Origin of the sequence: Sphingomonas sp. PP-F2F-G114-C0414 (assembly GCF_003688595.1) — a bacterium.
GTDB lineage: Bacteria > Pseudomonadota > Alphaproteobacteria > Sphingomonadales > Sphingomonadaceae > Sphingomonas.
In genome coordinates, this window is record NZ_RCWT01000010.1 from 133591 (window position 1) to 157158 (window position 23568).

Sequence of the window (23568 nt, forward strand, 5' to 3'; positions counted from 1 at the left end):
GACGAAATCCCAGCGCAGGTGCGAGAAGCAGATCAGCGGCGGCGGGGCGGCATCGTCGGACTTCGAGGGCGTGAGAATAGGTCCGGTACCGTGCACGCTCTTCCAATCCGCAAATCCGCGGTTATCCGCGTTGTCGATCGAACCTAAGCCCACACCTCAAACCTGACTATGTAAATGTCATTGCTTTGCATCATGTATTTGCTGGATAATTGCCCTCAAATGCACAATGCTATGCTGCCACGTCCAACGTTCCAACACGGCCTGGCGGGGCCGGAATTCTTCGTAGGTTTCGCGCATTGTAAGAATTGCATCGGCAAACCCGTTCGTCGAAGCCGTCATGCCGGTCTCGGGCAGGATGAACTGCAATCCGCAGCGTAATTCCGCATTGGCGAGTACGGGCAGGCCGGCGAGCATGTATTCGGTGAGGATCGCGGGCGCGCCGTCGTCGACGCCGCAGACGACGCCGAACCTTGCGCGGTTCATCAGGCGGTTGACCTCTTCGATAGGCACGCCCGGCGGTCCGACGAACTCGATCGCGAGGTTCTGCTCTTGCGCGCGGTGGCGGAGTGCGTCGGCATCCTCGCCGTATCCGAACACGCAAAGTGCGCGGATGTCGCGCGGGAGTTGCGCGAGCGCATCGAACAGGATGTCGTGGCGCTTGTACGGTTGCGCGGCGGCGACATAGATCAGGTCGACATCCTTTGGCGTGCCGAGCGGATGGAACTGGTCGACCGCGGCGAATTCGGGACCGACCGGCAGGATCGCGGTGCGCATACCGGGGTGGCGGGCCTCGACTTCGTCCGACTGCCACTGTGCGCCGGTAATGACGAGATCGAAATGCTCGCTAACTTCCGGCGGCACGCGCAGCGACGGCGCGTCGATCGAATTGTAGAGAATTATGCTGTTCGCGCAGAGTTCGAGCAGATCGGGCGCGACACCCAAGCCGAACACGACGAGGATATGCGGCGCGCCGAACGCTTCGACGAACGCATTCATCTGCGACGAGGCAAAGGGGGCATGCTCGTCGTCGATCCGGAATGCGCGGCGCGCCAGAACCGCGTTGTCCCTGCGGAATGGAGGCTCGTCCTCGCCGCGCCAATGATGCCATATTTCAGCCTGATCGACGATGCCGGCGGCGACCAAAGCAAGTGGTAGCCGCTCCAGATATCCGCCCATCACCTCCGCGGGGGCAAGATCGCCGGTCCACGGTTGACTGACTGGGGCGGCTGCGTGTGCCGGCAGCAGGGAGGATGGCGGGCGGTCGTGCTCGGGATGCGGGCCATCGACCCAATCGCTGATGACGACGACCGATCGCCGGGCCGTCAACGGTGCCGCCATCTGTAATTTCCCCCTCATCGATGGGGTGCCCAATCCTATCGAGGCTGGGCACCCGAGCATTGCAAGACCGTCTGGCAGCCCGCCGATCAGTCCTTCGCGCTGCCGGGCTCGGCCATCTTCCGATGTTGTTCGGCGAGCACCGAGCCCGGGATGACGTTGGCGAGCACGCCCTGGACCTTCGTCATGAAGCCCGAGAAGACCGACGCCTTCCCGCTCATCAGCGCAGCCCAGCCGTCCTTGGCGACGTCGGCCGGATCGCGCTTGTTCGGATCCGTGCCCACCGATGTATCATTCATGTCGGCGCGATCGAAGAATTCGGTGTCGACCGGCCCCGGCATCAGCGTCGTCAGCGTGACGCCTTCCGCGTCCTTGATCTCGTTGCGCAGTGCCTCGGTGAAGCTGTCGATAAACGCCTTCGAGCCGTTGTAGACCGCCTGGAACGCGCCGGGGATGTAGCCTGCGACCGACCCGGTCACGAGCACCTTGCCGTCGTTACGCGCGACCATCGCTGGGAGCACCTTCTGGACGAGGTACAGCGTGCCCGTGATGTTGGTGTCGATCACGTTGCGCCAGTCGTCGACCTTCTGGTCGAGAAAACCGTGGCCTAGACCGTGTCCGGCATTCGCGCACAACACATCGACCTTCCGCCCGTTGGTCGCGGCGAGAAGCGCATCAACGCCCTCGATCGTCGACAGGTCCGCCTCGACCGCGGCGACATCGGTGCCGAACTGCTTGAAATCGGCGGCAGCGGACTGGATCAGCGCTTCGTTGGCGACGACGAGGATGTCGTAGCCGTCCTTCGCCGCGAGCGTGGCGAGTTCGAAACCGATGCCCGTCGAGGCCCCGGTGATGATCGCGAATTTATCGGCCATGTCGTGTTCCTTCTTCACCCCACTCTGGAAGGGGGGGCAGGGGTGGGTCGGTTCGGGGCGGGGGCTGCGATTTTATCGCAAGCCACCCCACCCCCAGCCCCTCCCTTTCAGGGAGGGGCGCAAAGTCAGTTGAAGCCGGGCTTGAGCACGACCTTGGTCACTTCGTTCTGGTTGTTCTTGAACATGTCGTAGCCCTTGGGCGCGTCCTCCAAGTCCATCCGGTGCGAGATCAGGAAGGTCGTGTCGATCTTGCCCTCCATGATCGCGTTGAGCAGCGCGGGCATGTAGTGCTGGACGTGCGTCTGGCCGGTCTTGAGCGTCAGCCCCTTTTCCATCAGCGCACCGAGCGGGAACTTGTCGATAAACCCGCCATAGACCGCCGGCATCGACACGCGCCCGCCCTTGCGACACGCGATGATCGCCTGGCGGATCGAATGCGCACGATCGGTACCGAGGAAGGTCGACGCCTTGGTCTGGTCGATCACGTTGTCGACGAATAAGCCGTGTGCCTCGAGCCCGACGCTGTCGATCACCGCATCGGGACCGATCCCGCCGGTCATCACCATCAGCGCTTCGTAGACCGCGCTTTCCTCGTAGTTAATCGTCTCCGCGCCGAACTTCTTCGCCAATTCGAGACGATGCGGGAAATGGTCGATCGCGATGACGCGCTCGGCGCCCATCAGGAACGCCGACTGCACCGCGAACAGCCCGACCGGGCCGCAGCCCCAGACCGCGACGGTGTCGCCCGGCTCGATCTGCGCATTCTCCGCCGCCATCCAGCCGGTTGGCAGGATGTCGGATAGGAACAGCACCTTCTCATCCTCGACACCGTCGGGGATGATGATCGGCCCGACGTCGCTGAACGGCACGCGGACATATTCCGCCTGGCCGCCCGCATAGCCGCCGGTCATGTGGCTGTAGCCGAACAAACCCGACATCGGCTGACCGTACAGCTCCTGTGCAATGTCCTGGTTGTCGGCGGGCAGGCCGTTGTCGCACGCCGAATATTGATGCTTGCCGCAATGATAGCAGCTGCCGCACGCGATCGTGAACGGCACGACGACCTTCTGCCCCTTCTTCAACGTCGACTTGGCGCCGACCTCGACGACTTCGCCCATGAATTCGTGGCCGAGGATGTCGCCGGCCTGCATCGTCGGGATATAACCGTCGTACAGATGCAGGTCGGAGCCGCAGATCGCGGTCGCGGTGACCTTGATGATGCAATCGCGCGGGTTGACGATCTCGGGATCGTCGACGGTATCGACGCGAACGTCGTGCTTACCGTGCCATGCCAAAGCGCGCATCAGGCGAGTTCCTCTTCATGCTGCTTGCGGTTCATCGCGGCGGTCGCGATCTCGCCGGTTTCCATCAATTGCTTGAAACGACGCAGGTCGCGGCGTGCCTGGATCGCGGGTTCGCGCTGGAACATCTTTGCGATCAGCTTGCCGATCACGCCGCCCGGCGGATCATAGGCGATGGTCGCCGTGACGACCGTGCCGCGCGCGCCGGCATCGCGGAACTCGACCCGGCCGCTGTTCGCGACATCGGCACCGGGTTCCGACGCCCAGGCGATGACGCTGTCCTGCGTCTCTTCGGTGACGACCGCATCCCATTCGACGGTCTTGCCGGCCGGCGCCTTCACCACCCAATGTGACCGCGTGTCGCTCAGAATATCGATCCGTTCGACGTTCTCCATGAACGTCGGCAGATTGGCGAAGTCGCGGAAATACGCGAAGACTTCGCCGACCGGCCGGTTGATCGTCACGGCGCGCGCAACGATCGAGCCACCCTTTTTGTCGGGAATGCCCAACTCCACAAGGGCATCGCCTTTCTTCCACGTCGTTGGCGGAGCGTCGTCGGTATGAACGGTTTTCTCATCCGTCATGTCGGTTCATCCTGTCCTGTGATCTGGCGCGTGAGGGTGGCTCGTTTGCTCTGATTACCCCCGCTTACATCGCCTTCAGCATCATGATGTGATGCTCGACGACCGGTACGATCGCCGCGGCCGTGGTCTTAAGCGCAGGCGCGGTGCCTTCCGTCGCGTACGCCTTCTGCACGGCGAGCGCCTGGCCATGCGCCGCCTTCTGCTGCGCGACATAGGCCGCGTCGCGCGCGGTGCCCTTCTCGGCGCGGAGTTCGGTGACGAGTTCCTGCTGGAGCGGCGTGAGCTTGGGTGGCGCGACCTTGACGCGCGACTTCATCGCGGCGGCCTTCACGTCGGCGGTGCTCTTGGTGTGTTGCGTCACCATCGTCTGCGCAAAGTCGCGCAACGCTGGGTTCTGCGTCGTCTCGATCACCATTTTGCTCGACGTGATCTCGTACAGATCGCTTGCGCCCGCCGTCATGACGTATTCGCTCGGGGTCATGACCTGCGCCATCGCAGGGGTAGCAAGGATCGCTGCGCCGAATGCTGCGGATATCATCAAAGTCTTCATGGGAATTGTCCTTTATGGTGGATTAGTTGCGGATGCCGAACGCGGCCTTGAGACGGGCGATTGCGTATTGGTTGGCGTCGTAGGCACCGCGGACGACCGCCCCCATGCCGAACATTTCGTGCGTGACGCCGGGGAAGGTGCGCTGTTCGACCTTGTCGCCCGCCGACTTCATCGCCGCCGCCAACGTCTCGCCGTCCGAGCGCAACGGATCGATCTGCGCATTGACGATCGTCGTCGTCGGCAGGCCGCGCAGGTTCGCGCCGACCAGGTTCAGCCGCGGATCCTGCATGTCCGCCATCGACGACGTGTAGTAATTGCCGAACCACTTCAGCATCGCGGTGTTGAGCGGCTTGGCGTTCGTCGAATCCTTGCGCGACGGCAGGTCCATGCTGCTGTTCGCGATCGGATAAACCGACAGAGTATGCACCGGCTTGGTCAAATTGTTATCGCGCGCATAGATCGCCGTAGCGACCGCGAGATTGCCGCCCGCGCTTTCGCCGGCGAGCGCGATCTTGCTGGTATCGCCACCCCAGGACTGCGCGTTCTGCAGGACCCAGCGATACGCGGCGAAGGCGTCGTCATGTTGCGCCGGGAACTTGAATTCCGGGGCATGGCGGTATTCGACTGACACGACGATCGCATTCAACTGCTTGGCGAGCAGGCGCGGCGCGGCGTCGTACGTGTTGACGTCGGCGATCACCCAGCCGCCACCGTGATAATAGACGACGACCGGCATCGGCGCGCCGGTCGCGGCAGCGGGTTTGTAGATGCGCGCGAACTGCATCGGATCGCTGCCATAGGGCAGGTCCTGCGTCGTGACCGCCGGATCGGGCGCGGTCGAGAGGCCCTTCTGGCGCATCACCGCATGCGCCGCATCGGCGGCCGATGGCTGGATCCGTGCCTTGACCGGAGTCAGCGTCTCGATCGGTTTGGCACCGAGCATCGGCAACTGATCGAGGACCGCTTGCATATCCGACGCCGCCACTGGTGGTTGCGTCGCGATGCGGGGCGGAGTGGGCGGCGGCGGTGCGTTGGTGGACGTGGTGGATTGCGCGATCGCCGCACCGGATGTCCCGATCAGCGCGGCCGCAACCAGAAGCTTCAACGTCATGATTATTTACCCTGTTTATGGTTGAAACCTCAACAGGAGCCTCGGCGGATCGTTCCGCGAATACGGCCTTAGATTCATCCAACTTAATCGAAGTCAAACAACTAGTTGGCGGCGGCCTGCAACTTTGCCGTGGAGAGGCTTTAAGAGAAGGACGCGACCGCCGGTCGCTGCTACGGCGATGGGCTGCGCGATCATGTTGGCGCGAGGGCGGCGAGATGCTCAGGAGTTCGGACGAGTGAAAGGGAAAAGGCGGTATCTGGTCTCACTCCCGGTCCTGCTGGCCTGCTTGGGCGGCTGCACGGCGTTGTCGCACGGGTTCCTCAATCCGCAGGGGCCTGTGGCGGGGCATGAGCGAGACCTGTTCGTCACCGTGTCGATCGTCCTGCTGTTCGTCGCCGGACCGGTGCTGCTGCTGACGCCGCTGTTCGCGTGGCATTACCGGTTGTCGAACCGCAGCGATGCGTACCGCCCGAAGTGGAATTTCTCGTGGTGGGTCGAGGCGCTGATATGGATCCCGCCGGCGGGGATCGTCGTCGGGCTGGCTATACTGCTGTGGCACTGGACGCAGATCGACGATCCGTATCGGCGGTTGCCGGGCGCGGCGCCGGTCGAGGTGCAGGGGATTGCGCTCGATTGGAAATGGGTGTTCGTCTATCCCGATCTCGGCGTAGCGGCAGTCGATCGGCTCACCATTCCCGCCGGGCGCCCGGTACATATCAAGCTGACCAGCGGCACGGTGATGCAGTCGATGCTGATTCCGCAACTCGCCGGGCAGATCTATGCGATGGGCGGGATGACGACCGAGCTGAACATCCAGGCGCACCGGCCGGGACGGTTCCGCGGCGAGAACACGCAGTATAACGGCGCCGGCTTCCAGCATCAGAAGTTCGACGTCGTTGCGGTGTCGTCGGCCAACTATGATCGCTGGGCGGCGGCTGCACGAAGCGGCAAACGCACGCTCGATGCGCAGGCGTGGCGGCGACTGTCCGCGCGGTCGACCATCACGCACCCCGTCGAGTTCGCCCACGTCACGCCGAACCTGTTCGAGCACGTCGTCGCCGCTACCGGCGGCATGACCCATTCTCCGCTGAAAGCCGTTCGATGACCGTTTCCGTTCCCCTCTGGCCCGCGGTGCTCGGCCGGTTCGGCTGGCAGGACCTGCCGTTCGTGCGGGCATGGGAGAATCCGACGATCAGCGAGATCATCGGCGCGTTCGCGGGCGCGCTGGTGGTGGTCGGTGCGATCGTCGTCGCGGCGTTGCTGACGCGCTATGGCAAGTGGCGCTATCTGTGGACCGAGTGGCTCACCAGCCTCGACCACAAGAAGATCGGCATCATGTATATCGTCGTCGCGTTCGTGATGCTGTCGCGCGCGCTGGTCGAGGCGGTGCTGATGCGGATGCAGCAGGCGGTGGCGATCGAGAACCCCGGCTTCCTGTCGCCCGATCATTTCGGACAGCTGTTCTCGACGCATGGCTCGATCATGATCTTCTTCATGGCGATGCCGTTCCTGACGGGGATGATCAACTATGTCCTGCCGCTCCAGATCGGCGCGCGCGACATGGCGTTTCCCTGGGCCAATTCGATCGCGCTGTGGCTGACGATCGGCGCCGCGGGGCTGATGATGGCGAGCCTCGTCGTCGGCGAATTCTCGACCGGTGGATGGAGCGGCTACCCACCCTATACCGAGCGCACGTTCAGCCCCGGCGTCGGGGTCGACTATTGGATATGGGCGGTGACATTGGGGTCGATCGGCTCGACGATGGCGGGGATCAACATCGCCTGCACCGTCTACAAGCTGCGCGCGCCGGGGATGCGGTTCATGCGGATGCAGATGTTTTCGTGGACCAGCCTGTGCACGTCGATCCTGATGATCTTCGCGATGCCGCCGCTGACCGTCGCCACGCTGCTGCTCGCGCTCGATCGCTATCTGGGGTTCCATTTCTTCACCAACGACCTCGGCGGCAACATGATGAACTATGCCAACATGTTCTGGCTGTTCGGTCATCCCGAGGTCTACATCCTGATCCTGCCCGCGTTCGGCGTGTATTCGGAGGTCGTGTCGACCTTCTCCACCAAGGACCTGTACGGCTACACCTCGCTGGTGATCGCGACGATGGCGATCGCGGTGCTAAGCTTCACCGTGTGGGTCCATCATTTCTTCACGATGGGGCAGTCGGCCAACGTCAACGCGGCGTTCGGGATCGCGACGATGACGATCGGCGTGCCGACCGGCGTGAAGATCTACGACTGGATCTGGACGATGTTTCGCGGCGAAGTGCGCTTCACCGTGCCGATGCTCTATGCGCTAGCGTTCATGATGACGTTCGTGCTCGGCGGCTTCACCGGCATCATCCTGGCGATGCCGCCACTCGATTACCTCGTCCACAACACGCTGTTCCTGGTCGCGCATTTCCATAACATGCTGATCCCGGGCCTCCTCTACGGGATGCTCGCGGGCTATCATTACTGGTTCCCCAAGGCGTTCGGGTTCCGCCTCGACGAACGCTGGGGGCGGATCGCGTTCACATGCTGGGTGGTGGGCTTCTACCTCGCCTTCTTCCCGCTGTACGTGCTCGGCGCGAGCGGAATGGCGCGGCGGACGCAGGCGATCTTCGAACCGTCGTTCCGGCCGTGGCTGTACGTCGCCGGCGTCGGCGCGTTCGTCCTGCTGGCGGCGCTGACGTCGCTCGGCATCCAGCTGTGGGTGAGCATCCGCGACCGTGCCAAGACGCAGGTCGAAGCGGGCGACCCGTGGGACGGCCGAGGGCTCGAATGGTCGGTCAGCGCCCCGCCGCCCGAATATAATTTCGCGGTGCTGCCACTGATCGACGGACGCAACCCGTTCTACGATCACAAGCATGACGAGGGCCAACCGGACCCGTACGCCTCACCACCGGCTTACGAGGACATCGTCGTGCCGAAGGGCAGCGCGACCAGCGTCGTGATCGGGCTCACAGCCGCAGTCGCCGCGTTCGGCCTGATTTGGGAGATCTGGGGGCTGACCATCGTCGCGCTGCAGGTGATCGTCGCGGCGGTCGTGCTACGCAGCTTCGGTCGCGACCAGCATCGGACCATTCCCGCTGCGGAGGTCGCGCGCGAGCATGAGGCCTGGCTGACGCGCGTCCGGGCGACGCCCGGGATTCCGCGGCAACTGGAGACCGCCGCGGTCAATCGTGGCCTTGCGGAGATCGTGGCGTGAGCGAACCCGAACTGGCGCATGCCGGCCTCAACCTCGGCGACACCGGCGCGCTGACGCAGGACCAGGCGGAGAACGCGATCTTCGGCTTCTGGATATTCCTGATGAGCGACGCGGTGATCTTCGCGCTGCTGTTCGCCACCTATGGCACGATGATCGCGAGCACCGTCGGCGGCCCGACACCCGCCTCCGAATTCAAGCTGCTGCCCGCGTTCGTCGAGACGCTGCTGTTGCTGACGAGCAGCGCGACGTTCGGCCGCGCGACGATCGCGATGAAGTACGACGAACCGCGCCGCGTGCTGTTCGGCTGGCTCGGTGCGACGCTGGGTCTCGGCCTCGTCTTCCTCGCGCTCGAGGCGAACGACTTCGCGACGATGTTCGCGCACGGCGCCTATCCGATGCGCAGCGGCTTCCTGTCGTCGTTCTTCGCGCTGGTCGGGCTGCACGGACTCCACGTCGCGGTCGCGTGCTTCTGGCTGGTCGTGATGGTCGGCCAGGTCTGCGCCTACGGCCTCGATGCGCGGGTGAGGATCAACCTGTTGCGACTGGGCCTGTTCTGGCACCTGCTGGACATCGTCTGGATCGCGATCTTCTCGGTCGTCTATCTGCAAGGGAACATCGGATGAGCGACCGGACCCGCGAACTCAGAACCTATGCGATCGGCTACGGCCTGTCGCTCGGTCTGACGGTGGCCGCTTTTGCGATGGTCCGCTGGCCGTCGTTCGGTGCGCGCGCGATCTTCGGCATCGTGTTGGCGCTGGGGCTCGTCCAGATGGCGGTGCAGTTCCGCTGTTTCCTCCACATCAGTCTCAAGCGATCCTCGCGCCACGACCTTCAACTGATCCTGTTCTCCGCGCTGATCATCGCGCTGATGGTATCGGGGACGTTGGTGATCCTGTTCAACCTGCGTGGGCGGATGATGGGGTAAGCGCATCACCGGCCCGACTGCGTCACAATCCCGCTATGTCACGAGTGAATGGCGGAAGACCTCACCCATGCGCGCCGAAGCGGCGGCAGTGTTCAAGATAGCCCACTTCATGTGCTCCGGCCATCGCGACGATGGCTTGCCATAGCCATGACGGTGCATCGAGTTTGTCATCGCGGGCGGTCAGTGTGTCGCGCCATGCCAGTCTGGCGTCGTCGCTGAGTTGTCGGGCGTGCGCCTGGCCCACGACGAACGACAGATAGGACGCGGCGGCGACCGCTTCCTTGCGACTGAATTGTTCGACCTCGATCTTGAGGTCCTGCGGCGCCAGTTCGCGCAGGAAGACGGGCTTGCCCATCAGGTGTGCCGCGACCATTCGCTGGCCCAGGTTCGGCGACAGCGCGGTTGCCCCGGCGAGCACGCGCTCGCCCGCGTCGCGCGGCATCGTCGTCTCGCTCGTTACCGGTACGACGGAGGCCACGGCCTCCTTGATATCGACCAGCGCCAGCCGTTCATCCTTTGCCTTGCCGTGCGAGATGCCGATCAGCACCGCGAAACGAAGGTGCCCGAGCGAACTGCACCCCTTCCGCCAATAGGCGGCGTCGAGCACCCGAAGTTTCCCGTCGCCCGCCACACCGGCCAGCTCCATGCATCGCGCGCGAACCGAGTCCTTGCCGAACAGCGCCACGATCTCGCTCTTCTCCGCGCGCGAAAGCTTCCAGAAGCGTTTGTTGTGCGGAATGTTAGGCTCGACGTCCTCGAGACGGTCCTTCGCCAGATGGCGCCACCGTCTACCGATCGCCTCGCGCCTTACCGATCGGACGACGTCGGGTTCGCGCGGATCGTCATCGACGGTCGGGGTCAGCGCCCGGCAATACCCGTCGACCATCGCCTCGATCATCCGCGCTGTCGTGACACCCGGCAGATCCGAACTCCGTGCCGCGGTTTCAAGCGACAGGCCAAGGCGGATGAGGTCGTAGGCAGGATTGGCGATGACGGTCTGGTCGAGATCGCGTATCTGGATGTCGACGCGATGATCGGCATCGGCCACCGGTCCGAGATTGCCAAGATGACAGTCGCCGCAAATCCAGACCGCCGGACCTTCCGGAATACCGGCAGCGACGGGAGATTCCGCAAGCCATTGATAGAACTGCGCCGTGTTTCCACGGACATAGGCGTGGACCGACCGCGCCATCTTGAGGGCGCGGGTTCGTTCGAGCACGGCCGAGCGTTCGTCGGGAGCCACGGCCATGAGTTCGCTTTCGAGAGAGGAAGGAGGGATAGGCGCCTGCCTCACCGCCGATCGTTTGGCGAATACGAAGACCGGGGTCAGGCAACCGCCGAATTGGTCGGGTGATGAGAGGTGACGGTCAGCCACTGTCCTTGCTGGCCGCCGCCGATAGCAATTCATCGCCCGGCATCGCAACACCCATCTGCACCTTACAGATCGGCGCTCTTCACCTCGGCTATCTCTGTGTTCGAAAGGCCTGGGGTCTCCTCCCGCAGAAACCGTAAAAGTTCGCTGATTTCCTCGGGGCCGAACTTGAGGTCGATGTCATCCATCTGGATGATGACCGATTTTTGCTCGTCCGCGGAAAGATCGGCGACAATATCCACGCACTCTTCCAGCGTTCCTTGTCCGACCGCTTCCGACGTCGCATCGCCAGATGGTTCGGCGGCATAGATCGTAGCCGGTTCGCTTAAAGGGTAGGTCGTCATCGTCGTCGCTTTCATCGTCTGCGTTGGGTCATCGCCCGCCGGGTTGGTGCCGGCGGGCGAGCATCTCATTCGTCTTCTGCGTCGATGTTGACGGTCGTCTCGGCGAGCTTCGTCATATATTCGTCGCCACCATAGATATCCTTGGTGGCGGCACTCAGCTTCTTGTGGTCGTCCTTGAGACCGAGCGCCTTGGCGTACGCCGTCGCCGTGCCGAACCCGGCGATCCCGTAATGCGTCATCCGCTGATACTGCGCGATGATCATCACATCGAGCAGCGGACCCTTCTCCGGGCCTTCCTCGAGGACATGCTTGGTGGCTTCGGCGACGAGGCCTTCCATGCCCTTGCAATGCTCCTTCGAGACCTTCTCGTCGTTCGACGCGATCAGATCCTTGAGCAGGTCGGTGTGTTTCTCGATATCCGCCTGCGACTTGGTCAGCATCTCCTTCAGCGACGCGTCGCTCGCCTTCGACGTGATCTTCTTCAGGACCTTCTTCATCTGGTCGTTCGCGGACCACAGATCCTTCAGCTCGTCGGTGTAGATTTCCTGGAGATCTTCGGGTGCAGACATGGGATCATCCTCGTCATGTCGCCGAGCGGAATGCGCGGCGGCTGGTTCTGAAATTCGGGAAATGCGGATCGAAGCGTGGAAACCTCAGCCGGCGCCTGGCTGCTTCTGCTCGTCCTCGTAGTCGGCGTCGGTACCGATCTTGCCATTGGCTTCGGCCTCGGCGATGCCCGAGGTCTCTACGACCTCGATCGTGCGACCTTCGGCAGCAATCGCATGTGGTTCGCGGTCAGCATCAGGGTCTGCGGCGATCGTCGTACCGTCACCGCCTCCCGAGCCAGCCACGCCGTTCGCCGCGCTGCCGCCGTCCTTACCGGCCTGGCCGCCGCCGTGATAGGCGATTTCGGTCTGGCCGCCGTGCGCCATGAAACCGGTGTTCGTCTCGGTCTTGCCGGCGTGCGGGTTAGGATAGGACCCGCCGCCACTTTCGCCGCCTTCGCTGCGGCCGTGAACGTCATCGTTGCCGCGCGGCGAGTCTGAGACGCCGTCTGGTGCGCCCTTGCTCGCAGAGTTGCCGGGAACGGGGGTATGAACCTTGTCACTCATCGGTACGTCCTTCTGAATGTAGCGGATCAAAACGAACCGCGCCGTTCCGCTCGACGGGAGCGGACCGGCTCGGGACGGGGTTACGGCCGGAGGACGACCTTGATGACGCCGTCCTGCTTGTCGCGGAACTTCTGGTACATTTCGGGCGCATCCTCGAGGCTGGCCGGGTGCGTGACGACGAAGCTCGGGTCGATATCGCCTGCCTCGATCCGGGCGAGCAGCGGCTTGGTATAGGCTTGGACGTGCGTCTGACCGGTCTTGATCGTCAGCCCCTTGTTCATCATCGCGCCGATCGGGATCTTGTCGCCCATCCCGACATAGACGCCGGGGATCGACACCGTGCCGCCCATCCGGCAGCTCATGATCGCCTCGCGCAACACGTGTACACGGTCGGTAGCGAGGAAAGTCGCCGCCTTCACCTTGTCGATCACCGCATCCATCGCGCCATGACCGGACGCCTCGGCGCCGACCGCGTCGATGCAGCTGTCGGGGCCGCGGCCCTTGGTACGGAACTGAAGCTCGTCATAGACGCTGTCGACTTCGGCGAAGTTGATCGTCTCCGCGCCACCGGCCTCGGCCATCGCCAGACGCTCGGCCACCTCGTCGATCGCGATCACGCGGCCCGCGCCCAGCATCAGCGCCGAGCGGATCGCGAACTGGCCGACCGGACCACAGCCCCAGATCGCCACGGTGTCGCCCGGCTCGATCTGCGCATTCTCGGCGGCCATGTAGCCGGTCGGGAAGATGTCGGAGAGGAACAGCGCCTGTTCGTCGGTGACGCTGTCGGGCACCTTGATCGGGCCGATATCGGCCATCGGCACGCGCAGATACTCGGCCTGGCCGCCGCAATAGCCGCCCAGCATGTGGCTGAACCCGAACAGGCCCGCGGGCGAATGGCCCATCGCCTTGATCGCCATCTCGGAGTTCGGATTGGTCCGCTCGCACGCGGAGAACAGCCCCTTGCGACAAAAGAAGCAATCACCGCAGCTGATCGTGAATGGCACCACGACGCGGTCGCCGATCTTCAAATTGGTGACTTCGGAGCCGAGCGCGACGACGACGCCCATGTTCTCGTGGCCGAGAATGTCGCCCGCCTGCATCGTCGGCTGGTATCCATCGAGCAGATGAAGATCGGACCCGCAGATCGCGCAGGCCGAAACCTTGATGATCGCATCGCGCGGATGCTTGATCTCGGGATCTGCAACAGTATCGACGCGTACGTCGCCTTTTCCATGCCAAACCAGTGCGCGCATCAGAAAGTCTCCGTGATAGAATTACAGTATTTCTCTCACGCACGACATGGCATCGCGTCAGACATGACTCGGGGTTAGCGCAAATGCCGCCCGATCATCATCAACACTATGCACTGTCGCCACTAAGGTCCGGCCTCCACGCGTATGCGTCGTTGCCGTCAGCGTGAGCGTATCCTGGGGCGTATAGCGATCAACGTGGCGTCATCGTTCCTGCGTCACGCCAATATCCGCCATTTATATTTTATATTGATTGGTATCAGTATTGATCTTCCTAAATCAAGTCGTGTTGATAAGGCGAAAATCTCATACATCGTAACGACTTGGCGAGACTGATTGTTACGCGATGTCGTTGCGGCTGCGATATGGATGCTTTGGATGGTCATCCTGATCGGAGATCGCGTCGCCAAGTTCGCCGAAGCGTGGGTCAATTCGGAGCGTCAGCCGTTAGGACGCTATCGCACTCTGTCGAAGTCGTTCGACCGCCACGCCTGCAATCGGGCTGCGGCGTTCCGGCAGGCGGGTGCACAAACCAGATTTGGGATGACCTATGCAAATCAAAGCCGTTCTCTTCGATATCGACGGTACGCTGGTCGCCACCAACGACATGCACGTCCTCGCCTGGGAGGAGGCGTTCGCGACCGTCGGCGCGTCGTTCGACCGCCAGGTGATCCACGACCAGATCGGGAAGGGGACGGACATGCTCGTGCCGACGCTGTTGCCCGATGCGGACGAGGAGCAGCAGGAAAAGCTCGGCGACACGCACGGCGCGATCTTCAAGGCGAAGTACCTGGAGACTGCCAAGCCGTTCGCGCAGGCGCACGCCCTGCTGGCACACGCGCATGGCCTGGGGCAACGCGTCGTCCTGGCCTCGTCGGCCTCCGAAGCAGAACTCGACCATTACATAGACCTGCTCGACGCCCGCGACCTGATCGCCGCGACGACGAGCAGTGATGACGTCGAGAAGACCAAGCCCGCGCCGGACATCTTCGCGACCGCGCTTGAGAAGCTGTCGGGGATCGACCGCACCGAGGTGATCGTGGTCGGCGACACGCCCTATGACATCGAGGCAGCGGCCAAGTGCGGGATCGCCGCGGTCGCGGTTCGTTCGGGCAAGTTCAAGGACGAGCAACTGCACGCAGCAGGCGCGATCGCGATCTACGACGACGTAGCGGCCTTGCTCGCCGGCTATGCAACCTCGCCGCTGGGACGCTGATCGACATGAGCCTCACACTTAAACCCCTGCACGATCAGGTCATCGTCGTCACAGGCGCAACCAGCGGGAACGGTCTCGCGATCGTCGAGGAAGCCGTGCGCCGCGGTGCCGCGGTCGTCGCGACTGCGCGTAACGAAGCGGCACTGGAGGCACTCCGCGATCGCCTGTCGGCTGACGGCGGACGTATCGCGATCTGCGTCGCGGACGTCAGCGACATGGCGGCGGTCGAGCTGGTCGCCGCCGTCGCGGTCGAGGCGTTCGGTGGGTTCGACAGCTGGGTCAACAATGCCGGCACAGGCACCTATGGCACACTGGACCAGGTGCCGGTCGCAGATCACCGGCGCGTGTTCGACGTCAATTATTTCGGCGTACTGCATGGATCGCTGGCCGCCGCGCGGCATATGCGCGGCCGCGGCGGGGCTATCATCAATGTCGGCTCCATCCTCAGCGATCGCGCGATCGTCGAGCAGGGGCCGTATTGCGCGACCAAGCATGCGGTGCAGGCGCTGACCGATACGCTGCGTATGGAACTGGAGCAGGAGGGGGCCGGCATCTCGGTGACGCTGATCAAACCCGGCGCGATCGACACGCCGTTCCCCGAGCATGCGCGCAACTTCATGGACCAGCCGCCGCGCCTGCCGCCGCCGCTTTACGCGCCCTCGGTCGTCGCCGACGCGGTGCTGTTCGCCTGCGAGACGCCGCGGCGGACGCTGTATGCGGGGGGCGGGGGGCTGCTGTCCTCGCTGCTCTCGCGCGCCGCGCCACGGTTGAGCGACAAGATCATGGAACTGGTCGGCAGCGTCGCGCAGCAGAAGCCCGAAGATCCCGGCGACCCGGCGCGGCGCGACAACCTCTACGCCCCGCGCGTCGATGCATTGCGCGGCAGCCAGGACGTCCACGCACGCAAATCGAGTACGGTATTGCAGGCGCAGAAACTCCACCCCGCCGTTCTGTTGCTCGGTGTCGTCGGAGCCGGGATCGCGGTTGCACTGAGCTGGCCGAAGGATACCAGCCGGTAACGCCAGACGCCGAATGCACGGGGGGCGCGCGACTTCGATGCCGTGCTCGTCCTCACCGGCGGCAACGCGCTCGGCCTTCGAAGCGGTCATCTACGAAGCGTTGCACGAGCACGGCCTCCAACCCGACTGGATCATCGCCGCATCCTCGGCGGTGGGGGGATTGTCTCAAGCCATTAATATGGCGACTCCGTCGCTGTTTTTAGCGGTTATTGGCGGGTCGTCTTCGGACGGGTAAGGCTGGTGCCATGATTGTGACGCGACATGGTTGATGGTGGATCCCTGCGAACGGTAAGCGTCGGGATCAGGGAAGTGCTTGGCGCCGCGTTGCCGGGCGAACCAAGCAGGGGCGACGTGCGAGCGCTTCTGCTCGGTACGCGGGTCGATACCCGCAATCTGCGAGACTTTGTCGAACCCGAAACCCTGGACCTCTCAGGCGTTGGGGCCGCATTCGTCTTCCGCTACGGCGTTCTCGTGTTGATCGGGGCATCGGCCGAGACCGAGCGTCGACTTATCGACCATCTTTCCGACCACATCATCGAGCCTCTCGCTACGCCGGAAACGGAAACCGCCTGGATAGAAATCTGTGCAGACCGCGAGGAGTCCGTGAGTGCCGACGGGCACATCCGGCTGAAAGAGGCGTCGCGTGAACGGCTGTTGCTGACCGCCACCGTGGTCGCCCGAAGCGTCGTCCTCGCGCGCGACGAAGGCCGAATCGCGGAAGCCTTCGATCGCGTCGAACCGCTCATCAACGAATTGCGGATCCATGGACGCGCGGTCATGCCGATCCGGCGGGTCATGCAGAGCATCGGCGACGTTCTCGCGGCGCAACATCGCGTGGTCGGCCGTGCGCAGATCATGGAGAAGCCGGACCTGCTCTGGGATCACCCCGAACTCGACCGGCTTTATGGGCGCCTCGAAGCCGAGTTCGAACTGGGCGACCGTGCGCGTGCAATGGAACGCAAGCTCGAAGTCATCGGCGACGCTGCCGAGTGGCTGCTCGACCTGGTGCAGGACAAGCGCTCGTTGCGTCTAGAGCTTGCCGTGATCGGGTTGATCGCGTTCGAGGTCGTTCTCAACATCTACGAGTTGTGGCGTCACTGAAGGCGTTTTGCACGGACGGGTGAATTTTCGGCGCTGCAAACGGTCTGCGGAGATCGTGGTGTGGGTCCCGTCTGAAAGCGTCGTCTGCCGGCGGTGTCGCCCGACATGACCGCGGTGGATCGGCGATGGCGTCGCGGCCGGAAAATCGTTACGGTCGTGGTACTATGGGCCGCCGGGATGCGCGGTGCCGAGGGAGACGTCTCATGATGCTCGCGGCCTTGGTAATCGGAATAGTGGCGGGATTGCGGGCGATGATGCCGCTTGCCGCCGTCGCATGGGCAGCCAAGCTTAGGATTCTCGATCTCGACGGCAGCTGGCTCGCAATTCTCGGCTGGCGCTTCACGGCCCCGGTGATCACGTTGCTCGCGATCGGTGAACTCATCACCGATCAGCTTCCGTCGACGCCCAGCCGCAAGGCCCCCGTGCAGTTCGGCGCGCGGCTCGTCACCGGCGGCGTAGCGGGCGCGGCACTCGGGATGGCGACCGGCGCGGTCGTCATCGCAGCGATCCTCGGCGTGATCGGAGCGGTCATCGGTACGCTCGGAGGCGCGGCGGTTCGCGCCCGCCTCGCAGCCTCGTTCGGCAGCGATCGCCCGGCAGCGCTGATCGAGGACGTTATCGCGATCGGCGGCGCGCTGCTGGCGGTGGCGCTCGTCTGATGCGCAGTTTCGATGCGATCATCGTCGGGGCAGGGCAGGCTGGGCCACCGCTTGCCGGACGGCTTACTGCGAAGGGCTGGCATGTCGCCCTGATCGAGCGACATCTGGTTGGCGGAACCTGCGTCAATACCGGCTGCATGCCCACCAAGACACTCGTCGCCAGCGCGTATGCAGCGCACCTCGCCCGCCGGGGGGCGCGGATTTCGGGATACGGACAGGCATCGTCGAGGTCGACATGCCCGCCGTTGCGGCGCGGGCGGCACGCGTCGTCGAGGACGCACGCGGTGGCAACGAACGATGGCTCTCGTCGATGGAGCGGCTGACGTTCCTGCGCGGCCACGCGCGGTTTACCGGCGGCAAGACGATGATGGTTGGCGAAGAGGCGATCACCGCGCCTCGCATCTTCCTCAACGTCGGCGGGCGCGCGGACGTCCCGGCGATGCCGGGTGTTGGCGATGTGCCCCATCTCGACAATACCGACATGGTCGCGCTCGACGCGGTCCCGCCGCATCTCGTCGTTGTCGGCGGCAGCTATGTCGGGCTCGAATTCGCGCAGATGTACCGCCGTTTCGGCGCCCAAGTGACGATCGTCGAGCGTGGCGATCGATTGGTCTCGCATGAGGATATCGACGTGTCCGACGCGATCCGTGCCCTCCTCGAAAACGAAGGTATCGCGGTCCGCACGGGGGCGGACTGTATCGGGCTCTCCCGCCATGCAGAGGGCGTCGCGGTGTCCGTGTCGTGCAAAACGGGTGAGCCTTCGGTCGTCGGCAGCCACGTCCTGCTGGCGATCGGGCGTCGTCCCAACACCGACGATCTCGGTCTGGAACACGCCGGCGTCGCGACCGACGCGCGCGGCTTCATCACGGTCGACGATCGACTGGAGACCAACGTCGCGGGTATCTGGGCACTGGGCGACTGCAACGGTCGCGGCGCCTTCACGCATACCGCGTATAATGATTTCGAGATCGTCGCGGCAAACCTGCTGGATGGCGACGATCGCCGCGTATCCCAGCGTATCCCGGGCTACGCGCTCTATATCGATCCACCCCTCGGCCGCGTCGGCATGACGCAGGCGCAGGCGATCGCCTCCGGCCGGAAAGTGCTCGTCTCGAAGCGGGCGATGACGCGGGTCGGCCGGGCGGTGGAGAAGGGCGAGACCAAGGGTTTCATGAAGGTCGTCGCCGATGCGCAGACCCAGCGCATCCTCGGTGCGGCAATTCTCGGCACCGGAGGCGACGAGGCGATCCACGGCATCCTCGACATGATGAGCGCCGACCAGCCGATCTCGGCGCTGCGCTGGGCGGTGCAGATCCACCCGACGGTGTCCGAACTGATCCCGACGGTGCTGCTCGATCTCCAGCCACCAGAGGCCATGCCATGAGCGTCGTCGACGATCGCCGGCAGCAGATGTTTCCGACGCTCGACACCGCGCAGCTCGAGACCGCGAAGAGGTTCGCCAGTGGTCCGGCGCAGACCTTCGCCGCAGACGAACCTGTCTACGCGATCGGAGAACTCGGCGCCCCCGCATGGCTGATACTCGCCGGCGCGATCGATGTCGTCCGCCGCGACGGGTTGAGCCACGAGGCGCCGATCACGACACATGGTCCAGGCCAGCTGACGGGTGAAGTAAGCCAGCTTTCGGGCAGGCCTTCGATCGCAGCGGGTCGTGCAGGCGCCGAAGGCTGCACGGCGCTACCGTTCGATGCGGCGCATCTGCGCGCCTTGATGGTCGGTTCGGCGGACGTTGGCGAAGTCGTCATGCGCGCGCTGATCCTGCGAAGGGTCGGACTGATCGAGGAGGGCGGCGCAGGTTCGATCCTGATCGGTGTATCAGGTAGCGCCGACATCGTCCGTATCCAGGGGTTTCTGACGCGTAGCGGCTACCCGAACCTCGTGCTCGATGCCTCTGCCGATGAGGAAGGGCGCGCCTTGGTCGAACGAACCGGGGTGCTACCAGGTGAACTGCCGCTGATGGTGTGCCCGAATGGCACCATCCTCAAGCGCCCGTCCAATGCAGAGGTGGCGACCTGCCTTGGCATGATCCCCGACCTCGACCCCGCGACGGTGTATGACGTTGCGATCGTCGGCGCCGGTCCTGCAGGATTGGCGGCGGCGGTCTACGCCGCGTCCGAAGGACTGTCGGTCCTCGTGGTGGACGAGCGGGCGATGGGCGGGCAGGCCGGCGCCTCCGCCCGGATCGAGAATTATCTCGGCTTTCCCGCCGGCATCTCGGGTCAGGCGCTGGCCGGGCGGGCGTTCAACCAGGCGTTGAAGTTTGGCGCGGAGATGGTGATCCCGCTCGAGACGCTGCGCCTCGAATGCGCCGCCGACCCTGCCGGGCGCGATCCGCTGACGCTCGAACTGTCGGGTGATCGGCGCGTCCGATCGCGGACCGTTATCATCGCGTCGGGTGCGCGCTACCGCCGTCCCGATATCCCCGATCTGGCGATGTTCGAGGGCCAGGGCATTTCCTATTGGGCCTCCCCGATCGAGGCGAAGCTCTGCGCGGGCGAGGAGGTGGCGCTCGTCGGCGGCGGGAACTCGGCGGGACAGGCGGTGGTGTTTCTCGCCGCCCGCGTATCTCACCTTCACCTGATCGTCCGTCGGCCGATCGTCGAGACCATGTCGCGCTATCTGGTCGATCGGATCGCCGCGCTCGCCAATGTGACGCTCCATGTCGGCGTCGAGATCATCGGTCTGGAAGGCGATGCAGCGCACGGTTTGTCTGCCGCGCGCTTTCGCAACCGAACGGACGGATCGATCAGCCGGTGTGCCATGCGGCACCTGTTCCTGTTCATCGGTGCTGATCCCAATGCCGGATGGCTGCACGGATGCGTCGCTACGGATGACAAGGGTTTCGTCGTGACCGGTGGCAGTGGCCTGCCGTTGGAAACGAGCATGTCGAGCGTGTTCGCCATCGGCGACGTGCGTGCGGGCTCGACCAAGCGGGTTGCCGCCGCCGTCGGCGAGGGTGCTGCCGTCGTCGGGCAAATCCACACCAAGCTCGCCGAACGCAGCAAGGGAGAAACCTGATGGCCGAGCGTTGCGAGCATACGGGAACGATCCGGGCCGTCACGCCCAGCGCCCGCGGGTGTGAGGAATGCCTCGCCATCGGAAGCCCGTGGGTGCATCTTCGTCTGTGTCGCGACTGTGGTCACGTCGGTTGCTGTGACGATTCGCCACACCGCCATGCCACCGCGCATTTCCACGCGACGCAGCACCCGATCATCGAGGGCTATGATCCCCCCGAGGGCTGGGGCTGGTGCTACATCGACGAGATCGAGATCTCCCTGCCGAACCAGACCACCCAGATAGGGCCCATCCCGCGCTACCCTGATCGACGACGATCGTTTCGGCGGTGGCGGCAGTTTTGGGACAAGGCCGGCCAAGTGCCGCGGGACGCGTCCGCGATTGCAAGCGAACGCTGACGATCACGGCGACGAGCCCCAGCGCCGCCGACCCCGCCCCGGCCAACGCGACCGCGGGGAACCCCAGCCCTGCCGCGATCACGCCGCCGCCCAGCGCCGCACCGATCGCATTGCCGAGATTGAACGCGCCGATGTTCATCGCCGAGGCGAGGTTCGGCGCATCCGCCGCCGCGTGCATGACGCGGATCTGGAGCGGCGGGACCAGCGCGAAGCTCGCGATGCCCCACAGGAAGATCAGGATCGCGGCGGGTGCCTTCAGCGGCATGAACACCGCGAACGCGACCAGGATCACCGCCAGCGAGGCAAGCGTCACGATCAGCGTCCGATCGACCGAGCGATCGGCGAACCGCCCGCCGAGCCAGTTGCCAACCGTAAGCCCGACGCCGTACGTCACGAGCATTGCCGTGACGAAGCCAAGCGAGGCATGCGTCGCCTCGCGCAGGATCGGCGTGATATAGGTGAAGACGGTGAACATCGCGCTTGCACCCACCACTGTCAGGCCGAGCGCGCCGAGCACCGGGCCTCGGGCCAGCACCCGCAGTTCGGCTCTAGCGTCGCTACCCGCCGGTGCCGACAAGCGCGGCAGGGTCAGGCGCAACGCCGCCATCGTCGCGACGCCGAGCGCGGCAATGCCCCAGAACGATGCGCGCCAGCCGAGATGCTCGCCCGCCCACGTCGCGAGCGGCACGCCGACGACATTGGCGATCGTCAGCCCCATGAACATCGCCGCGACCGCGCCGGCGCGCCGGTCCGCCGGCACCAGGCTGGCCGCGACGATCGAGCCGACTCCGAAAAACGCACCGTGGTTGAGCGAGGTCAGGATCCGCGCGACCATCAACATGCCGTAGCCGGTCGACACCGCCGCCAGCAGGTTGCCCGCGGTGAAGATGCCGGCAAGCACGATCAGCAATGTCCGCCGCGGCACCCGCCCGGTCGTCAGCGTCATCAGCGGCGCACCGATCACCACCCCCAGTGCGTAGGCGCTGATCAGCAACCCGGCGGTCGGGATCGACACGCCGAGATCATGGGCGATGACGGGCAGCAGGCCCATCGGCGCAAATTCGGTCACGCCGATGCCGAATGCACCGACGGACAGGGCCAGCACGGCGGGATTGAATTTCATCACGTGATCCTCAGACCAGCGCCGGGTTCAGGCGGGCGAAACCCTCCTGCTGGCGGTACGGGGTATGCGGGTAGGGCGGCAGCACATCGCTCGCCGCGTCGAGCGCGGCCACGTGATCGACCGACAAGGTCCAGCCGACCGCGCCGAGATTGTCGCGCAACTGCGCTTCGTTGCGCGCACCGATGATCACCGACGCGACGGTCGGGCGACGCAACAGCCAGTTGATCGCGACCTGCGGCACGGTCTTGCCCGTGTCCGCGGCGATCGCCTCCAACGCGTCGATCACGCGGTAGAGATGCTCGGCCTCGACCGGCGGCGCGAACTGCTCCGTGTCATGGAGGCGGCTGCCCGCGGGGATCGGCCGGTCTCGCCCGATCCTGCCGGTCAGTCGACCCCAGCCAAGCGGGCTCCACACCAGCGCACCGACGCCTTGGTCGGCGCCCATCGGCATCAAATCGGCCTCGTAAGCGCGGCCGATCAGCGAATAATAGACTTGATGCGCCACGAGGCGCGGCCAGCCGTGCCGGTCTGCAATCCCCTGCGCCTTCGCCACCTGCCACCCCGGATAGTTGGACACCCCGGCATAGCGGACCTTGCCCGCGGCGATCAGCGTATCGAGCGTTCCCATCAGTTCCTCGGTCGGGGTGGACGCATCGAACGCATGAAGCTGGAGCAGATCGACATGATCCGTGCCGAGCCGTTGCAGCGAGTCCTCGACCGCGCGGACGAGACGCGCGCGTGACGCCCCCCAGTCCTGCGGTCCGTCGCCCATCGGCAGCCCGGTCTTGGTCGAGATCAGTACCTGCTCGCGCCGCCCCTTGATTGCAGCGCCGAGCACGGTTTCCGATGCGCCGTTTGAATAGACATCGGCGGTGTCGAACAACGTTACGCCCGCATCGAGGCAGACGTCGACCAACCGCCGCGCCTCGGTCTCGTCGCTGCGGCCCCATGCGCCAAACAGCGGACCGGTGCCGCCGAACGTCCCGGTGCCAAAACTGAGCACGGGCACGCGAAGCCCCGATGATCCCAATTGCCGATAATCCATGTGCGTGTTCCCGA

24 protein-coding genes and 1 pseudogene are annotated in these 23568 nt (G+C 64.6%); 12 read left to right on the plus strand and 13 right to left on the minus strand.

The genetic code is table 11. The features are described 5' to 3' along the window. Positions 1-177 precede the first annotated feature (177 nt). From C8J47_RS05700 to C8J47_RS05725, 6 genes are all read right to left on the minus strand, one after another. Positions 178-1338, minus strand: coding sequence for a glycosyltransferase family 4 protein (locus C8J47_RS05700; protein ID WP_259467379.1), 1161 nt, complete (start codon positions 1336-1338; stop codon positions 178-180). An 86-nt stretch (positions 1339-1424) separates the two neighbouring features. Next, positions 1425-2210 (minus strand): SDR family oxidoreductase, encoded by a 786-nt coding sequence (locus C8J47_RS05705; RefSeq protein WP_121885347.1) that lies wholly within the window; start codon positions 2208-2210, stop codon positions 1425-1427. Positions 2211-2335: 125 nt separating this feature from the next. Further along, positions 2336-3514 (minus strand): zinc-dependent alcohol dehydrogenase, encoded by a 1179-nt coding sequence (locus C8J47_RS05710; protein WP_121884839.1) that lies wholly within the window; start codon positions 3512-3514, stop codon positions 2336-2338. Further along, a complete protein-coding gene (locus C8J47_RS05715) occupies positions 3514-4095 on the minus strand; it encodes an SRPBCC family protein (protein WP_121884840.1) in 582 nt (193 codons plus the stop codon). Before C8J47_RS05715 ends, C8J47_RS05710 begins: the two co-directional genes overlap by 1 nt. Positions 4096-4159: 64 nt before the next feature. Then, on the minus strand, positions 4160-4645 hold the full coding sequence (locus tag C8J47_RS05720; protein ID WP_259467381.1) for a DUF4142 domain-containing protein: 486 nt from the start codon (positions 4643-4645) through the stop codon (positions 4160-4162). 22 nt (positions 4646-4667) lie between these two features. Further along, positions 4668-5756 (minus strand): alpha/beta hydrolase, encoded by a 1089-nt coding sequence (locus C8J47_RS05725; protein WP_121884841.1) that lies wholly within the window; start codon positions 5754-5756, stop codon positions 4668-4670. A gap of 235 nt (positions 5757-5991) precedes the next feature. On the opposite strand from C8J47_RS05725, the gene C8J47_RS05730 reads away from it, so the two are divergent. Genes C8J47_RS05730 through C8J47_RS05745 form a run of 4 tightly spaced genes read left to right on the plus strand, consistent with a single transcriptional unit; the run spans position 5992 to position 9882 of the window. Next, positions 5992-6861: a ubiquinol oxidase subunit II gene (locus tag C8J47_RS05730; RefSeq protein WP_121884842.1), complete on the plus strand. Its 870-nt coding sequence runs from the start codon at positions 5992-5994 to the stop codon at positions 6859-6861. After that, positions 6858-8957: a cbb3-type cytochrome c oxidase subunit I gene (locus tag C8J47_RS05735; RefSeq protein ID WP_121884843.1), complete on the plus strand. Its 2100-nt coding sequence runs from the start codon at positions 6858-6860 to the stop codon at positions 8955-8957. Before C8J47_RS05730 ends, C8J47_RS05735 begins: the two co-directional genes overlap by 4 nt. Further along, positions 8954-9580: a cytochrome c oxidase subunit 3 gene (locus C8J47_RS05740; RefSeq protein WP_121884844.1), complete on the plus strand. Its 627-nt coding sequence runs from the start codon at positions 8954-8956 to the stop codon at positions 9578-9580. The genes C8J47_RS05735 and C8J47_RS05740 overlap by 4 nt, the downstream gene beginning before the upstream one ends. Next, complete coding sequence (locus C8J47_RS05745; RefSeq protein WP_121884845.1) at positions 9577-9882, plus strand: cytochrome o ubiquinol/quinol oxidase subunit IV; 306 nt, start codon at positions 9577-9579, stop codon at positions 9880-9882. Before C8J47_RS05740 ends, C8J47_RS05745 begins: the two co-directional genes overlap by 4 nt. Before the next feature lie 61 nt (positions 9883-9943). On the opposite strand, the gene C8J47_RS05750 is transcribed toward C8J47_RS05745, so the two are convergent. The 5 genes from C8J47_RS05750 to C8J47_RS05770 form a co-directional block, all read right to left on the minus strand. Continuing rightward, complete coding sequence (locus C8J47_RS05750; protein WP_121884846.1) at positions 9944-11131, minus strand: DUF2252 family protein; 1188 nt, start codon at positions 11129-11131, stop codon at positions 9944-9946. Positions 11132-11319: 188 nt separating this feature from the next. Next, positions 11320-11613, minus strand: a complete 294-nt coding sequence (locus C8J47_RS05755) for a hypothetical protein (RefSeq protein ID WP_147454290.1) — start codon at positions 11611-11613, stop codon at positions 11320-11322. A gap of 50 nt (positions 11614-11663) precedes the next feature. Continuing rightward, the gene (locus C8J47_RS05760) at positions 11664-12167 is read right to left on the minus strand and encodes a ferritin-like domain-containing protein (protein ID WP_121884848.1); all 504 of its coding nucleotides are present in this window, start codon (positions 12165-12167) and stop codon (positions 11664-11666) included. 84 nt (positions 12168-12251) lie between these two features. Next, the gene (locus C8J47_RS19145) at positions 12252-12710 is read right to left on the minus strand and encodes a hypothetical protein (RefSeq protein WP_183129031.1); all 459 of its coding nucleotides are present in this window, start codon (positions 12708-12710) and stop codon (positions 12252-12254) included. An 80-nt stretch (positions 12711-12790) separates the two neighbouring features. Beyond that, complete coding sequence (locus C8J47_RS05770; protein WP_121884849.1) at positions 12791-13963, minus strand: zinc-dependent alcohol dehydrogenase; 1173 nt, start codon at positions 13961-13963, stop codon at positions 12791-12793. A gap of 547 nt (positions 13964-14510) precedes the next feature. On the opposite strand from C8J47_RS05770, the gene C8J47_RS05775 reads away from it, so the two are divergent. From C8J47_RS05775 to C8J47_RS19465, 8 genes and pseudogenes are all read left to right on the plus strand, one after another. After that, positions 14511-15176 (plus strand): HAD family hydrolase, encoded by a 666-nt coding sequence (locus C8J47_RS05775; protein WP_121884850.1) that lies wholly within the window; start codon positions 14511-14513, stop codon positions 15174-15176. 5 nt (positions 15177-15181) lie between these two features. Then, a complete protein-coding gene (locus tag C8J47_RS05780; RefSeq protein ID WP_121884851.1) occupies positions 15182-16195 on the plus strand; it encodes an SDR family oxidoreductase in 1014 nt (337 codons plus the stop codon). Between the two features lie 309 nt (positions 16196-16504). Further along, positions 16505-17296, plus strand: a complete 792-nt coding sequence (locus C8J47_RS05790) for an RMD1 family protein (RefSeq protein WP_259467382.1) — start codon at positions 16505-16507, stop codon at positions 17294-17296. A 203-nt stretch (positions 17297-17499) separates the two neighbouring features. Beyond that, positions 17500-17955: a DUF4126 family protein gene (locus C8J47_RS05795; RefSeq protein WP_121884854.1), complete on the plus strand. Its 456-nt coding sequence runs from the start codon at positions 17500-17502 to the stop codon at positions 17953-17955. Beyond that, positions 17955-18278, plus strand: a complete 324-nt coding sequence (locus C8J47_RS19460) for an FAD-dependent oxidoreductase (RefSeq protein WP_259467383.1) — start codon at positions 17955-17957, stop codon at positions 18276-18278. The genes C8J47_RS05795 and C8J47_RS19460 overlap by 1 nt, the downstream gene beginning before the upstream one ends. Continuing rightward, on the plus strand, positions 18191-19339 hold the full coding sequence (locus C8J47_RS05800; RefSeq protein WP_259467384.1) for an FAD-containing oxidoreductase: 1149 nt from the start codon (positions 18191-18193) through the stop codon (positions 19337-19339). The genes C8J47_RS19460 and C8J47_RS05800 overlap by 88 nt, the downstream gene beginning before the upstream one ends. Further along, positions 19336-20991 (plus strand): FAD-dependent oxidoreductase, encoded by a 1656-nt coding sequence (locus C8J47_RS05805; protein ID WP_121884855.1) that lies wholly within the window; start codon positions 19336-19338, stop codon positions 20989-20991. Before C8J47_RS05800 ends, C8J47_RS05805 begins: the two co-directional genes overlap by 4 nt. Further along, positions 20991-21194, plus strand: a pseudogene (locus C8J47_RS19465) (UBP-type zinc finger domain-containing protein); the annotation flags it as partial. The gene C8J47_RS05805 and the pseudogene C8J47_RS19465, both read left to right, overlap by 1 nt. Here the strand turns inward: C8J47_RS19465 and C8J47_RS05815 are convergent. Continuing rightward, the gene (locus tag C8J47_RS05815; RefSeq protein ID WP_220683346.1) at positions 21184-22509 is read right to left on the minus strand and encodes an MFS transporter; all 1326 of its coding nucleotides are present in this window, start codon (positions 22507-22509) and stop codon (positions 21184-21186) included. The pseudogene C8J47_RS19465 and the gene C8J47_RS05815 overlap by 11 nt on opposite strands. Before the next feature lie 10 nt (positions 22510-22519). After that, a complete protein-coding gene (locus C8J47_RS05820; RefSeq protein ID WP_121884857.1) occupies positions 22520-23554 on the minus strand; it encodes an aldo/keto reductase in 1035 nt (344 codons plus the stop codon). Between the last annotated feature and the right edge of the window lie 14 nt (positions 23555-23568).

What these genes read in the sequence shown, in the direction of transcription:
- C8J47_RS05700 (WP_259467379.1), bottom strand. Translation starts at nt 1,338, where the DNA reads ATGGCGGCACCGTTGACGGCCCGGCGATCGGTCGTCGTCATCAGCGAT.
- C8J47_RS05705 (WP_121885347.1), bottom strand. Translation starts at nt 2,210, where the DNA reads ATGGCCGATAAATTCGCGATCATCACCGGGGCCTCGACGGGCATCGGT.
- C8J47_RS05710 (WP_121884839.1), bottom strand. Translation starts at nt 3,514, where the DNA reads ATGCGCGCTTTGGCATGGCACGGTAAGCACGACGTTCGCGTCGATACC.
- C8J47_RS05715 (WP_121884840.1), bottom strand. Translation starts at nt 4,095, where the DNA reads ATGACGGATGAGAAAACCGTTCATACCGACGACGCTCCGCCAACGACG.
- C8J47_RS05720 (WP_259467381.1), bottom strand. Translation starts at nt 4,645, where the DNA reads ATGAAGACTTTGATGATATCCGCAGCATTCGGCGCAGCGATCCTTGCT.
- C8J47_RS05725 (WP_121884841.1), bottom strand. Translation starts at nt 5,756, where the DNA reads ATGACGTTGAAGCTTCTGGTTGCGGCCGCGCTGATCGGGACATCCGGT.
- C8J47_RS05735 (WP_121884843.1), top strand. Translation starts at nt 6,858, where the DNA reads ATGACCGTTTCCGTTCCCCTCTGGCCCGCGGTGCTCGGCCGGTTCGGC.
- C8J47_RS05745 (WP_121884845.1), top strand. Translation starts at nt 9,577, where the DNA reads ATGAGCGACCGGACCCGCGAACTCAGAACCTATGCGATCGGCTACGGC.
- C8J47_RS05750 (WP_121884846.1), bottom strand. Translation starts at nt 11,131, where the DNA reads ATGGCCGTGGCTCCCGACGAACGCTCGGCCGTGCTCGAACGAACCCGC.
- C8J47_RS05755 (WP_147454290.1), bottom strand. Translation starts at nt 11,613, where the DNA reads ATGAAAGCGACGACGATGACGACCTACCCTTTAAGCGAACCGGCTACG.
- C8J47_RS05760 (WP_121884848.1), bottom strand. Translation starts at nt 12,167, where the DNA reads ATGTCTGCACCCGAAGATCTCCAGGAAATCTACACCGACGAGCTGAAG.
- C8J47_RS19145 (WP_183129031.1), bottom strand. Translation starts at nt 12,710, where the DNA reads ATGAGTGACAAGGTTCATACCCCCGTTCCCGGCAACTCTGCGAGCAAG.
- C8J47_RS05770 (WP_121884849.1), bottom strand. Translation starts at nt 13,963, where the DNA reads ATGCGCGCACTGGTTTGGCATGGAAAAGGCGACGTACGCGTCGATACT.
- C8J47_RS05775 (WP_121884850.1), top strand. Translation starts at nt 14,511, where the DNA reads ATGCAAATCAAAGCCGTTCTCTTCGATATCGACGGTACGCTGGTCGCC.
- C8J47_RS05780 (WP_121884851.1), top strand. Translation starts at nt 15,182, where the DNA reads ATGAGCCTCACACTTAAACCCCTGCACGATCAGGTCATCGTCGTCACA.
- C8J47_RS05795 (WP_121884854.1), top strand. Translation starts at nt 17,500, where the DNA reads ATGATGCTCGCGGCCTTGGTAATCGGAATAGTGGCGGGATTGCGGGCG.
- C8J47_RS19460 (WP_259467383.1), top strand. Translation starts at nt 17,955, where the DNA reads ATGCGCAGTTTCGATGCGATCATCGTCGGGGCAGGGCAGGCTGGGCCA.
- C8J47_RS05800 (WP_259467384.1), top strand. Translation starts at nt 18,191, where the DNA reads ATGCCCGCCGTTGCGGCGCGGGCGGCACGCGTCGTCGAGGACGCACGC.
- C8J47_RS05805 (WP_121884855.1), top strand. Translation starts at nt 19,336, where the DNA reads ATGAGCGTCGTCGACGATCGCCGGCAGCAGATGTTTCCGACGCTCGAC.
- C8J47_RS05815 (WP_220683346.1), bottom strand. Translation starts at nt 22,509, where the DNA reads ATGAAATTCAATCCCGCCGTGCTGGCCCTGTCCGTCGGTGCATTCGGC.
- C8J47_RS05820 (WP_121884857.1), bottom strand. Translation starts at nt 23,554, where the DNA reads ATGGATTATCGGCAATTGGGATCATCGGGGCTTCGCGTGCCCGTGCTC.